The following is a 12,938-nucleotide window of genomic DNA, read 5'->3' as shown; positions in this document are numbered from 1 at the left end:
CGGACCTCGCGCGACTACACGCGAATTCTGATGATTCGCCGCATCCAGAACACGCCGGTCACCATCATGACAGCTATCGCTGCGAGCACTTTCAGGCCGGCCGGGTCTTGCCAGAGCACTTGGAGGAAAGTCGGATTCAGCACCATCATGGCCCCAGCCGTCAGGAACGGGAGCAAGCCAAGCACCCATGCGGACATCTTGCCCTCGGCGGCCAGAACCCGAACCTTGTCGAAGAGCTTGAATCGCTCGCGGATCAGGAACGCGATGCCGTCCAGGACCTCAGCTAGGTTGCCCCCCGTTTCCCTCTGGATCAGCACGGCGATCACGAAATAGCGCAAATCGCGAATCGGCACGCGCGTCGCAAGATTCATCAACGCTTCGTTCAGTGCTACGCCATAGTTGATTTCGTCGAACGTGATGCGGAATTCACCGGCCATCGGCTCGGCGAACTCGTCGCTCACCATGCCGATCGCGCTGGGGAATGCGTGGCCCGCGCGCAGCGCGCGGCCGATCGTGTCGGCGACGTCGGGCAACTGTAGTTCGAGCCGGCGCAGCCGCTTGGCGCGCTGGCGACTGACATAGAGATAGGGCAGGGCGCCCGCTGCCAGTGCGGCGATGGCGGCGAACGCCATGGGCACCGGCAGGAAGGTGGCGGCGGCGAGCAGGACCAGCGGGATGGTCAGGCTCGTGGCGATCAGCCGCGCAACGGACCAGTTCAGCCCCGATTGCTGAATCAGAAGATCGAGCGCCTTGACTCGCGGCATCTGCATCACCAGCTTCTCGAGCGAGCTCGTCTCGCCCAACATGCGATCCTTCAGGATCGTCAGACGCTCCTTTTGCACCTGGCCGCCTGCGGACAATGCGCGGATGCGCGCTTCGATACGCCGGGCGGCGCTGCCGTGATGGCTGTTCCACCATAGATGGATGCCCTCGACCGCGAGCACCACGGTCACGAACACCAGGACGATAAACGCGTAGAAGATCGGGTCCATGCAGGTCTCCTGAGACCTTGAGCGGGTCAGCAAAAACGTCGGGCCATGCTGATCAAGTGGTTTCGAAGCGTCGTGCGGGGTCGTAGATCTGATCCGGCAGGTTGATGCCGAATGCCTGCAGCCGCTCGACGAATTTCGGTCGCACGCCGGTCGCGCAAAAATGGCCGCACACGTTGCCGTTCTGGTCGACTCCGGTTCGCTTGAACGTGAACACTTCCTGCATGTTGACGATCTCCCCTTCCATGCCGGTCAGCTCCTGGATGCTGACGATCTTGCGCCGACCGTCGTTTAGCCGGGAGGCCTGGATGACCACCGAGATCGCCGACGCGATCTGCTGGCGCATCGTTTTCGGCGGAAGCGACATGCCGGCAAGGCTGATCATGTTCTCGAGACGCGTGAGCGCATCGCGCGGCGTGTTCGCGTGGATCGTGGCAAGCGAACCCTCATGGCCGGTATTCATGGCGGCGAGCATGTCGAGCGCTTCCGCGCCGCGCACTTCCCCGAGAATGATGCGATCGGGGCGCATCCGCAGGGCGTTGCGCACGAGCGTGCGCTGCGTGACCTCGCCGCGCCCCTCGATGTTCGGCGGACGCGTCTCGAGCCTGAGCACATGCGGCTGCCGCAGTTGCAGCTCCGCCGCGTCTTCGATCGTCACGATGCGCTCGTCGGCCGGAATGAAGCCGGACAGAATGTTCAGAAGGGTCGTCTTGCCGCTGCCGGTGCCGCCCGATATGAGGATATTGACCTTCGCGCGCGCCAGCGCGTCGAGCAGCTCCGCCATCGGCGGCGTGAGGGTCTGCAGCTGGATCAGGTCAGACACCTGCAGCGGATTCACGGCGAAGCGCCGGATCGAAACGAGCGGACCGTCCACCGCGGTGGGCGGGATGATCGCATTGACCCGCGAGCCGTCCGGCAGGCGCGCATCGACCATTGGGCTCGATTCGTCGATGCGCCGTCCGACGCGCGACACGATCTTCTCGATCACTTTCATCAAGTGCGCGTCGTCGTAGAACGTCACATCGGTCAATTCGAGCCGGCCCTTGCGTTCGACGTACGTCTGACTGGACGTATTGACGAGAATGTCGGATACGGTCGGGTCGCGAAGCAGCACTTCGAGCGGACCGAACCCGAACATCTCGTCGTACACGTCGACCGCCAGTTGCTTGCGTTCGACATCGTTGGCGGGCGCCTTCTCTTCTTCGAGAATGCGTCCGATAAGTGTGCCGATTTCCTGACGGACCTGATCGGTCGGAAGTCTCGAGAGACGTTCCAGTTCGACGTGCTCGAGCACCGAATGATGGACCTCTCGCTTGAGTTGCTGATACGCGGTGCGCGCCATCCCATTCGACACGTTTGTCCCGCCGTTTCGCTCTCCGAATGGCTTCACCAATTGAGCGGATATCTGTTCACGCAATGACATGGTGCTCTCCTAGTCGTTTATTACATGGCCTTGAGCTTCGGCGTCGCATTGCGGCCGAAGAAGCGGGTAACCAATGACTCACCGCGTGTGCGGGCGCGCGCGGACGCCGGCCCGTGGTTGACGATCTTTTGCGCGAGCTTCTGCAAACTGCGCGCCACGCCGCTATTACGGCGGATCTGTGACACCGGCACCCCTTCGTTCATCGCGGCGGCCACGATCGCGGCGTCCTCCGGAAGCACCTCGTAGGGTTGCATGCCCAGGACTTCCTCCATCGCGGCACGTGCATGTTCGCCGTGGCGGGAATACCGGTTCAGCAACAGCCGCATCCGGTCGGTGGAGTAGCCGAGCGACGACAGGATTTCCTGCAGGCGTCGCCCTGCGCGCGCGTGCGGCATGCTGGCCTGCAACACGATGTGGATTTCGTCGCTGCGATCAAGCGCGAGTATCGAAAGCTGATTGATGCTCTGCCCGAGGTCGAAGATCACGAAATCGTAGCGGGGTACCGCAACGCCCAGGATCCATTCGAGTGTTTCCACCTTGATGTCGGCAGCCTTGACCGGATCGCCCGCGCCGGCGAGCAGATCGAACCGGTCATTGCTATGAAGCAGGCAGGCGTCGAGGAAGGCGGAATCCATCCGCGCGATCTGCCCGCACATCTGCGGCAGCGTCGAAGGCGGTGTTTCGTTCGTGACAAGAAAGGCGGCGTCGCCGAACAGTTGATTGAGGTCGATCAGCAGCACACGCTTTTGCAGCGTCGTCGAAAGCGCGTGCGCGACATTGCCGGCAATGAAACTCGTCCCCGTCCCGCCCTTGCACGACATGAACGACACGATACGGGTCTCGTGCGTGTCGTGCAGCGCACGTCGACTTTCTGCACGCTGCAGCGCATCGGCAAGCGAGCGCTGATCGAGCGGCCAGTGGATCACGTCGCGAAAGCCCGCGCGCATTGCGGCAATGAGTGTCTCAGGCGACGCATCCGGAATCAGCAGAATGCATGTGAGATGCCCATGCCGGTGGCACAAATCCGTGACGATCGGCAAGTCGGCATCCTGAAGCGACAAGGCATCGACGATCAGGACGTCGAATGCATCGAGACTGTCCCCGCGCGCGAGGAGCTGGGACGGGGTGGCGACGGCACGCGTCCCCCGGTAGCTGCCGCATTCGCCGATCAGGCGTGCGACCTCGGCGAGCCGCGTGGCGTCGGTGGAAATGCTCAGGAGATCGATCATGATGGTGTCCCGCCGAACTATCTAAAATTAATGACAGACTGTGCCGCCCGTGGCCGTCATGAGACTCTCGCGCGGCAACGTGGTGGTGAATGGCGGCATCGTGAGCGTGAGAGGGACGAATGGAATCATCGTCTGCACCTGTACGTTCGTGACGCTGACCGTGACGAACGTGCAGGTGTTGCGCGCCGTGGTCGGATCCGAGTCGCAGCCGGACGGCGTGTAGCTCAGCGTCACGTTCGAGTTGGCGAGGAGCGGCAGCATCGAGGCGATCCTCTTTTTGACCACCGATGCGTCCGCGTCGCATACGACGGCGGTGCGCGCGCCGAGGCGCACTGCTTCACCGGCCGTATTCCAGTAGAAGAGCACGCGGGCGAACTCGAAGGCGCCGATCAGGAGCGTGCAGAAGACGGCCGCGACGAGTGCGAACTCGACCATGGCGGCGCCGCGCTCCTTGCGCCGCCGCGAACGGATGGCACCAGCACGCTGCTCCATGACAGTGCTCATGACACTTGCCTCATGACGGTGAAGATGTCGTTGAAGATCAGTTGCGCGAGATTGAGCGTCGGATTGAAGAACGGCTCGATCGGCTGGTACTTGAAGCCCTTGATCTTGACCTCGACCACGTTGATGCTGCCCGACTGAGCGCCGCCGGGCGCGCCGTTGTTCGAGTCGTAGGTCGGCACGCTGGCGAACAGGGTCGGGTCCGTCGCGTCCTGGCAATTCGTGGTGTTCACGGCGTCACACACCACGACCATCGATGTCGTGAGGCCGGTGACGAGCGGCGTGGCGTTGCCGGTGGGGCAGGTCGCGCTGCCGTACATGACGAGGCACTGGGCCTGCGCGAGCGGGTAGGCCGGGTCGCTCGGCAGGTACGTCGAGAGGTAGCGCGCCGCGTCGCGCGTGCCCTTGGTGAGCGTTTCGTACTGCGAGATCGCGTGGCCGAACTCGGCCACTCCGAGGGCGAGCGGAACGAGCAGAATCAGCATCAGCGCGAACTCGACGGCAGCTGCGCCGCGCATGCACTTGCGTGAGGAGGAGCGGGTTTTCATGGTCGCCTCGTCTATTGCACCAGAACCGGAACCAGCGGCCCGACCGATGAGCCGTTGCCCGGGATGCCGTGCGTCGCGCACGGCATGGTCGGGTCCGTCGTGTTGCCTTCGTACTCCAGATGAACGGGGTCGCCCGCCTTGTCCATCGGATCGAGCATCAGGACGCAATCCCACCGGAGAATATTTGCGGAGTGGCCGCCGGGGACCAATAGCTGGCCGCAGTCGACCTCGGGGGCGAGCGCGAGGCGCCGGTCGGCGCCAGCCGTGTAGTTGGTGCCCGAAGAGGAACCCTTCGTTGTCAGACCTGATTGGTTGGCCCCGTTCCCATCACCCTGATACGCTGTGAACGCGGCCCGCTTGCTGACGAAGTCGCTGTATGCGTTGGCTAGCGGTGCCCAGCTCGTGGACGTGTACGCATATCCCGTGAAGTCGGTCGGATCGCTCGATTGGGAGTACGGGTTCTGATAGATGCCGAAACGTGAGTTCCATGCGCCGTCGTCCGTGAGCTTGTTGCCCGGGGAGCCGACGGTCGAGCCAACGGCCGGGAGGCTGCAGTAGTTGCCGGTCAGCTCGTCCCTGATGTCCTTCGCGTTGGTGGTGCCGTTGAGCGCGGCCCACCCGAAGTTACCGTTCCCGTAACTGGGCGGCGAGCCGGCTTTCGAGGCGATCCACTGGCCCGGCGTATAGCTTTGATTGGGAATCGCCGGGCTGACCTGGGTGCCTGCCTGGCAGACGTATACCGGAATCGCGCACGTCGTTTGCGCGGGGCTGATCGTGGCCACCGCGTTGGCCGATACCGACGCGTTGGCGACGTTCACGCCCGGCAGCACGTCGAGTACCTGGATGAACCAGTTCGCGATGTTCGAGAGCGACGTGGTGCACTGCACGTACTTGATTGTCGACGGATTGGTGACCGAGTTTTTCGGCAGGAACGGGTCGGTCAGCGCATCGGTGAACGTCACGTTGTTGTTGACGGCCAGTTGCACCGGAGTGCTCTGGAAGAATGCGTAGTTGAGGTGTCCGGCGGTAATGCCGGACGCCTCGGAGACGGAGAGGTTGATCGTTGCTCCCGTCAGGTCGCGGGCCGCGGCCAATGCGCACGAATCCGCACTGTTCTGCAATTCGCTTCTGACGACATAGAGCTTGCCGAGATCGAGCGCGAGCCCGACCGCTCCAATGAGCGCGACGAGTGCGAGTGCCACGAGTACGGCCACGGCACCGCGCTCGGACTGACGAGTCCGGCGTTGCACACGGGATTGAAGTTCGCGACGCATGATCATCTCCGTCTGCATGGGTATCACTGTCCGCCGCCGCCGCCGCCGCCGATGCCGATGACGAACGGATTGGCTGCCGGTGTGGGCGCTTTAAATGAGCTGTCGTATGCATCCATCGCCGAAGCAGCGGACTTACCGTCGATGCCGGGCTTCGACGGCCGGTGCTCGCCCGCCTGCGGATCGATGATTTGCGCCTGGGTGATGGCCCTGACGGACTCGCCGAAATGCGCGTCCCAGATCGGCGAGCTCGACATGCAGCCGCCGAGCAGTGCGCAGGCCGGCACGATGAGAAGTGCCCGGCGCGCGAAAACAATGCAATCGAGTTTCATGAGATTCCCCTTGGTATCACGTCACTGCTTGATCGTCCCGTTTGACGCGCTCGATATCGCTATCGCGCGCCGCTTCTCTGTCTCGGCGATCCGTGCGGCGGCCGCTTCAATGCGCGCGACGCGCGCCGCTTGCGCGTCCGGTGCCGGTGCGGATTGGCTCGCGGGCGGCTGGGCGGCGCTCGTCTGCTGCTTGGCGGCATCGCGCGAACTCGGCGAAGCGGGCGCCGGGCCGGCGGGAGGCGGGTCATGCGGAGCAAGCTGCGCATCGGCGGGAGCCGTCGGCGCACGCGGCACCGGTGCCGGCGACGGCACGCCCGCTTGCGAGTCCGCCGGAGCGGACGGCTGCGTCGACGAGTTGCTTGGTGCGCCGCCCGCCGGAGCCGCGCCTTTCGCGCGCGAGGCGCCGCGGCCTTCCATGTCGCCTGTGGCGTACACGTCGGCCTCGTTGGGCTGCGTAAAGCTGTCAGTCGGCAACGGATAGTTCTGGTTCGGAAGCGGCTTGACGAGATGCGGCGTAACGACGAACACGAGCTCCGTGCGGTCCTGCTGGAACGACGTGCTGCGCAGGAGCGCCCCGATCACGGGCAGCTCGCCGAGACCCGGAAACGCCTTGAGTGCGCCCGTGACGTTGTTGCTGATGAGGCCGCCGATCGCGAACGATTCGCCGTCGTTCATTTGCACGGTCGTCGACGCGCGGCGCGTCGTGATGAGCGGCAGGATCGACGTGCTGCTCGTGCCGGTAGCGGTTACCGTGACGCCGGTCGGCGAGAGCTCCGACACTTCCGGCGCGACCTTCAGGTTGATGCGGCCGTTGCCGAGCACCGTCGGCGTGAATCTGAGCCCGACGCCGAACTCCTCCTCTTGAAGCGTGATCGTCGTTCCGCCGTTGGCGTTGCTTTGCGGCACGGGAATGAACACTTTGCCGCCGGCGAGGAACGAGGCTTCCTGGCCGGTGATCGTGACGAGGTTCGGCTCGGCCAGGATCTTGGTGAGGTTGTCGGTCTTTTGCGCGTCGATGGACATCGAAATCGGCAGGTGGTTCGACTTGGTGCCCGTCAGGATGGTGGAGGCGCCCGACAGCAAGGTGCTCACGAGGGAGCCGGTCCACGAGCCGAACCCGCCCTGAAGGGCCAGCGACGAGCCGAGCTGATCGATCAGTGTCTTCGACACTTCCGCGACCTTCACTTCGAGCATCACTTGCTGCGGCGAATCGAGCGTCATCATGTTCAGCACGCCGCTGCTTTTGCTTGCGTTGTCTGTGCCGCCGCTCTGGCTGTACGCCTTCGCGATATCGAGCGCTTCTTGCGCTGCCTGCGCGCTCGACACGCGGCCCATGAGAACAAAGTTATCGGCGGCCGTCGACACCCGGAGATTGCGTTCGTTGGGCATCAGCTGCGACAGCGACGCTTGCAGCCCGCCCGCGTCCACGTTGACGACGACGTCGATGATCTGGCACGCGCCGCTTCTTCCCTGGATGATCATGTTGGTCGTGCCGACCGACTGGCCGAGAATGTAAAGCCTTTGCGGCGACACCATGGTTGCCTGCGCGATCGCAGGATTGCCGAGGGTCCGGTTGCGCACGGGCTCGTCCGTGGGCACGAGCGTCGACTTGCCGAGCGGCACGACGACGGTGGTTTCGCCGCGGATCTCACCGATGCAATTCGGGCCGCGCAGCGGCCCCTCGGCGACGGGGGGCTGCGGGACTGCGGCCGGGCGTGGAGCGCCGGCGGGCGCGGACGCCGCGGCGATGCTCAATGTCGTCGGCCTGCGGCCCATTTGCGTCACGGCGACGGTGTTGCCCTTGGCGAGCACGCCGCTCTCGACGACGACTTGCGCGCTGCCCGGCTGCGCACCCAGCAGCCCCGCGCCCAGCATGGCGGCCATTACCGCGCTGCTCAGCTTGCAGCGGCGCGGACCCCGGTCGGATGAGAACCCTAGTTTCGTTTTCATTTCGTAATGCCCCCGTTGCTCGATGCGTGCGCATCGTGATTTTTCATAGTTGCCTGCATCGTGCGGCGCGGCTAGGTGTCAGGGCGCCGCGGCGCCGCATGCGTTAAAAGCATTCGACGCTGCCCTTCACGCCGGCGAGCACGCCGACACAGTCGCGCTTCGATTCGGCGTGCTCGGTGCGTGCGACATAGCGCACGCGCGCTGGCCGCGGCGCGGCTGCGGGCGCCGACGCCGGTGCGGGCGGCGTGCCGAGCAGCGTGAGCTTGGTCGCGCCCTTCGTGGTCAGCGTGTCCTTGTCGACCTGATTGCGCAGAACCAGCGACAACGTGCCGACGCTGCGCGCGAGATCGAGCTTTTCCGCCTGATCGGGCGTGACTTCGAGCGTGACCGCGTTGACGACCTTCGGCTGCGTGTCGTCGCGACTGACTTGCTGGGCCACGGCGAGGACCAGGATCTTCTCGAGCACGATCTTCGAGATGCTCTGCTGCTGGTCGTTCTTGCTTTCGGGTTGTTGCGTGTTGACGATGACGTCGACGTAGTTGCCCGGCAATGCGAAGCCCGCCACGCCGATCACGTCGTTCACGCGGACCGTGATCGCCCGATCACCATCGTTGATGACGGCGGACAGGCCGCCCTTCGTGCCAAGCGGCGCGAGCTTCGATTCGAGCACCGGCTCGCCGCGAGCGAGACTCGTGCGCACGACGCGACCGTCGAGCGCCTTTACGTCGGTGAACGAGCCCGGGGGCACGCTCGACGTGGGCCAGCTGACGGTGCGAATCAAGTTCGTGTTGAGCGGCTCGCCGAGATTGATGTCTTCTGTCGCGACGGCAACAGTCGTCATCCCGCTCGACGAGGTGTGCATCAGCCATCGCGACGCGAAGACGACGGCGGCCAGGCCGGCCAGCATGGCCATCGCCAGCATGATGAGAGCGCGACTGTTTTTCATGGCAAGACTCCTCGTTGATCATGGGGGCCGGCCTATTCGCCGGCAGCAAGCTTTTTGCCGGGTCGTTCGGTGGCCGGCGGATAACGGCTGTTGTGATCCGTGACCGTGCCGAAGTAACTGTTCCACGCTTCGCGCAACCCTTCTTCGGTCACTTCGCGCGCGGCACCGCGGTAGTCCACGGATGCGCCCACCAAGCTCAGCAGGTCGCGCGGATAACAGGCGAGAAACGGCTTGCCGCTCACCATGTGCAGGTTGTGCAGCAGGTAGTCGAACGCGCTTTGCGTGACGGCGAGTCCCAGCGAGGCGCAGCACGCTTCGAACACGGCCCGGTAGCTCTCGAGCGGCAGCGGACCGATATGCAGCTTCGAGCCGAGGCGGCGCAAGAACGCTTCGTCGCCGATCGCGGCTGGATCGAGATTGCTCGAGAACACCGGCCACACGTCGAACGGCGCGGAGAAACGCGAGCCGGACTGCAGCGTGAACAAGTCGACGGCACGATCGAGCGGCATGATCCAGCGGTTGAGCAGGTCCTGCGCGGCGACCCGTTGGCGTCCGAGGTCGTCGACGATGTAGAGGCCCATGTTTGCCTTCATGTGCGGCGGCGCCTGATAAAACCCCGCAGCGGCGTCATAGCGCAGGTCGAGCCCCTCGAGCGTCAACTCGCCGCCCGAGATCACGACGGGCCGGCGGCACATGCGCCAGCGCTTGTCGCCCGCGGCCGCGGAGCTGGCCGCGGGGGCGTCGTGGTGCAGCAGCGGGTCGTACAGTTGCACGATCTCGCCGCTGACGTAGATGGCATACGGAATCGGCACGTCGCCTTGCAGCAGCAGTCCGAGCCGCTCGGCGAGGAACGTCTTGCCGCTGCCGGCCGGGCCGTACAGCATCAGCGGCCGCCCGGCGTTGAGCGAGGCGGCGGCTGAATCGAGCAAGGCAGGGTCGACGCGCAGGTCACGGAACGCGGCGCGTACGTCGGACTGCGAGATGCGCTGCCGGCGCACCGAGTGCTCGCGCACGATCTCGACATAGGTCTCGTATGCAACGGGTGCCGGGCCGCAGTAGCTGCAACGCGAGAGTTCATCGACGGCAAGGTCACGTCCGGCTTCCGTGAGGCGGAAATGAACGTCGATGTCGGTGGCGCCGCGATGGGTAATCTCGGCAAGACGCTCGCGCACGAGGAACGCCAGTACGTCCTCTAGCACCGAGACGGGAAGCCGGTGCCGCTCCGAGAGATCGGAGAAGCTCGACTTGCCGTTCAAGAGCGTCGATTTGAGCACGAGACGGCCGACGAACACGGGCGGCAAACCCGTGTCGGCGAGAGAGCGGGGGGCGCGCAGCGAAGCGCTCGGCGCGTCCGCAAGGCGTCCGCGCAACAGCGGGGATTGGTGCAGGCGTGTAACCTGTGCGCCGCCGCTGTGTTCGGTATTCTGTTCGGTCATGGTTCCTCTCCCTCTCGTCTCACTCGATTGCCACGGTTACGCTACCGACGCAAAGACAACGCCTATGGTTCCAGCCGCAATGGCCACCCCGTAAGGCAACGATCCGACCGATTTGATCGGCGTGTATGGCAGCGCATTCGCCTTGCGTCCGATGCGCCACCCTCCATAAAGGAGGTGCAGGATGTTCATGAGCAGAAGCGTCATGCGTTTGTGCCATAGCCCAAAGGCGAGCGACCATGCACCGCCTATGACAAAGGTCGCGAGGGCGATGTAGAGGGTCATCGTCGGGCCGACCCATGTGCCGATCATCAGCAGCAGCTTCACGTCGCCGGCGGTCATGCCGCGCACCATGTAAAGCGGTACCAGCAGCCCGAACCCGGTCATGGCGCCCGCGAGCCAGTTGCCGCTGCCAAGGAGCGGGCCATTCACCCATGCCTGAATCAGGAGCGACGCAATCAGGCCAATCCCGATGATCTGATTCGGAATGCGGCGGCACACGATGTCCGTGCTTGCCGCGACCACAGCCATCGCGATGACGCACGGCGCGATGGGTTGAGGAGGAAGAGTTAGGAGCAGCATCAGGAGCCTCGGTCTGGTTTGTTTGCGTCAAGCGAGCGCGGCCGCGATTTGATCGCGAATGTTCTGATAGAGGGTTTGCATCGAATTGCCGAAAGCCACGACCCCCGCAAAGGCAATGAGCGCGATGAGCGATATGAGCAACGCGTACTCGACCATGGTGGCGCCCTGGTCCTCTTTCAGGAACCTCGAAACGATCGTGTGCTGTGCATGCATCACGCCCCCCTGGAATTTATTTTCGCGGGCACCTTGGCGTCGTGGTGCCCTACGTGCCAAAGCAGTCGAACTCGGACAGACTCGAGAACGCAAATTCTGTCTGCTTCGCCTGATCAAACGTCTGCCGCGATGTCGCTGAATACGTCGTTCAAATTCGTGCCGATCAACTGAACCGCTGTGATGCAGACGATTGCGATAAGGGCGACCATAAGGCCGTACTCGACCATGGTGGCGCCCTCTTCATCGCGAAGAAAGGCCCTTGTCATTTCAACGGCGCGCGAATCTCGCGCATCGGTTACCAAGCGGCGAAAAAAACCGTATCGAATGGAAATATTTGTGCTCACGGTCAACTCCTTTGAGTCGTTCTTGCATGCAATTCAGAGATAGGTGAACAAAAAAAGCGGACGAAACGAGGTAACGGATTCGTCCGCTGTGCCCGATCAAACGTCTACCGCAATGTCGCTGAACACGTCGTTCAAATTCGTGCCGATCAACTTGACGGCTGTAATGCAGACGATGGCGATCAGGGCGACCATAAGTCCGTACTCGACCATGGTGGCGCCTTCCTCGTCGCGAATGAAACGCTTCGCTTGGTTGACAATGGCTTTCATGTGTGACTCTCCATTTAGGTGGCGAACTAAATACCCTGGCCGGATATGGCTTCGGGAGTGAACTACAGGTGATGCGGGTACAACCGGATATTTCTTCTACCGGGAACGTTGTCGTCCGTCTGCATTCCTGAACGATTGGAGACGAGTAGAAGAGTTGATACAGCGGAAGCGGCGGACTGGTCCGCGTGAAACGAAACGCGTTGTGTGGAGCGTGGACCCGATAAGAGACCGCGCGAACGCGCACGCCGCGACCGGCCGGCGGATAACCGGCTGGACGTGCGAGGCGAAGGTCGCAGTAGCGACTAGTGATACGTCGCGTCGATGCATTGTTTTCATGCTAGAGCCCCCCCGGCTTTCAGTGCCTGCTCGTGGTGTCCGGTCGAGACCGGTCCCGCTGGTCAGTCGGCGATTGTCCGTCGTCCTGTCCGGGTTCCTGCCGCATTTGAGGTTGGCGGCAGGGAACGCTAAGGACTATCCCCGCGGGTAACGTCGGTGGCGATTCCAGCTCGATCTGCGCCGAGCGGTTCGAATGGCTGCCGGTCGTTACGTCGTCGACTTCCGCGCCATTCGCTTTGCAAGGGGTGGGCCAGCTTTGCCAAATACGCGAAAACACGGGCGTCTCGGCGCCACACCTGCTCTGGCGGAAGGCCATCGATGCCCAAGCTGTCGCAGGTCTGCGACAAAATCGGGCTTCGGCCCGTCGTCAATCAACACAGCCGAATGGCATGTGGATATTGCGTTTGCGCAGATTGCTAGGGATATACCCTTACTTCGATAACGCGTCGATTTCAAGGGAAAGGCGGCTTTTGGAAGTGGCCAGCCGACACGGAACGTTTCGATGTTGAAACATGCACCCCGGTGGATCTGCGTGACACGACTTTCAATTTGTACGCTGGCGCACAAATGCACG

At 63.4% G+C, this 12,938-nt stretch carries 14 protein-coding genes; all 14 read right to left on the bottom strand.

Annotated features, from left to right (window positions below):
* Positions 1-14 precede the first annotated feature (14 nt).
* The gene (locus J3489_RS00470; protein ID WP_206995113.1) at positions 15-992 is read right to left on the bottom strand and encodes a type II secretion system F family protein; all 978 of its coding nucleotides are present in this window, start codon (positions 990-992) and stop codon (positions 15-17) included.
* A gap of 52 nt (positions 993-1,044) precedes the next feature.
* Positions 1,045-2,412 carry a TadA family conjugal transfer-associated ATPase gene (locus J3489_RS00465; protein WP_206995111.1) on the bottom strand — a complete coding sequence of 456 codons (1,368 nt, stop codon included), beginning with the start codon at positions 2,410-2,412 and terminating at the stop codon, positions 1,045-1,047.
* A gap of 20 nt (positions 2,413-2,432) precedes the next feature.
* Positions 2,433-3,641 (bottom strand): CpaE/TadZ family protein, encoded by a 1,209-nt coding sequence (locus tag J3489_RS00460; RefSeq protein WP_206995109.1) that lies wholly within the window; start codon positions 3,639-3,641, stop codon positions 2,433-2,435.
* A 27-nt stretch (positions 3,642-3,668) separates the two neighbouring features.
* On the bottom strand, positions 3,669-4,145 hold the full coding sequence (locus tag J3489_RS00455; protein ID WP_374193412.1) for a TadE/TadG family type IV pilus assembly protein: 477 nt from the start codon (positions 4,143-4,145) through the stop codon (positions 3,669-3,671).
* A complete protein-coding gene (locus tag J3489_RS00450; RefSeq protein ID WP_206995968.1) occupies positions 4,142-4,660 on the bottom strand; it encodes a TadE/TadG family type IV pilus assembly protein in 519 nt (172 codons plus the stop codon). The genes J3489_RS00455 and J3489_RS00450 overlap by 4 nt, the downstream gene beginning before the upstream one ends.
* Before the next feature lie 41 nt (positions 4,661-4,701).
* Positions 4,702-5,970 carry a Tad domain-containing protein gene (locus J3489_RS00445; protein ID WP_374193411.1) on the bottom strand — a complete coding sequence of 423 codons (1,269 nt, stop codon included), beginning with the start codon at positions 5,968-5,970 and terminating at the stop codon, positions 4,702-4,704.
* A 17-nt stretch (positions 5,971-5,987) separates the two neighbouring features.
* Positions 5,988-6,293, bottom strand: a complete 306-nt coding sequence (locus tag J3489_RS00440) for a hypothetical protein (RefSeq protein WP_206995104.1) — start codon at positions 6,291-6,293, stop codon at positions 5,988-5,990.
* Positions 6,294-6,314: 21 nt separating this feature from the next.
* The gene (locus J3489_RS00435; protein ID WP_206995102.1) at positions 6,315-8,243 is read right to left on the bottom strand and encodes a type II and III secretion system protein family protein; all 1,929 of its coding nucleotides are present in this window, start codon (positions 8,241-8,243) and stop codon (positions 6,315-6,317) included.
* 103 nt (positions 8,244-8,346) lie between these two features.
* Positions 8,347-9,189 (bottom strand): Flp pilus assembly protein CpaB, encoded by an 843-nt coding sequence (gene cpaB / locus J3489_RS00430; RefSeq protein ID WP_206995100.1) that lies wholly within the window; start codon positions 9,187-9,189, stop codon positions 8,347-8,349.
* Positions 9,190-9,221: 32 nt separating this feature from the next.
* Positions 9,222-10,625: a DUF8689 domain-containing protein gene (locus tag J3489_RS00425; RefSeq protein WP_206995099.1), complete on the bottom strand. Its 1,404-nt coding sequence runs from the start codon at positions 10,623-10,625 to the stop codon at positions 9,222-9,224.
* Between the two features lie 36 nt (positions 10,626-10,661).
* Positions 10,662-11,201, bottom strand: a complete 540-nt coding sequence (locus tag J3489_RS00420; RefSeq protein ID WP_206995966.1) for an A24 family peptidase — start codon at positions 11,199-11,201, stop codon at positions 10,662-10,664.
* A 30-nt stretch (positions 11,202-11,231) separates the two neighbouring features.
* Positions 11,232-11,417, bottom strand: coding sequence for a Flp family type IVb pilin (locus tag J3489_RS00415; RefSeq protein ID WP_206995097.1), 186 nt, complete (start codon positions 11,415-11,417; stop codon positions 11,232-11,234).
* Between the two features lie 113 nt (positions 11,418-11,530).
* Positions 11,531-11,683 carry a Flp family type IVb pilin gene (locus J3489_RS00410; RefSeq protein WP_206995964.1) on the bottom strand — a complete coding sequence of 51 codons (153 nt, stop codon included), beginning with the start codon at positions 11,681-11,683 and terminating at the stop codon, positions 11,531-11,533.
* 174 nt (positions 11,684-11,857) lie between these two features.
* Entirely contained in the window at positions 11,858-12,028 is a 171-nt protein-coding gene (locus J3489_RS00405; protein ID WP_206995095.1) for a Flp family type IVb pilin, read from the bottom strand.
* Positions 12,029-12,938 lie beyond the last annotated feature (910 nt).

The sequence above is a fragment of the Trinickia mobilis genome (genome assembly GCF_017315705.1).
GTDB classification, from domain to species: Bacteria; Pseudomonadota; Gammaproteobacteria; order Burkholderiales; family Burkholderiaceae; genus Trinickia_A; species Trinickia_A mobilis.
The sequence above is the reverse complement of the archived record's forward strand: the minus strand, read 5'-3'. Positions and strand labels throughout refer to the sequence as shown.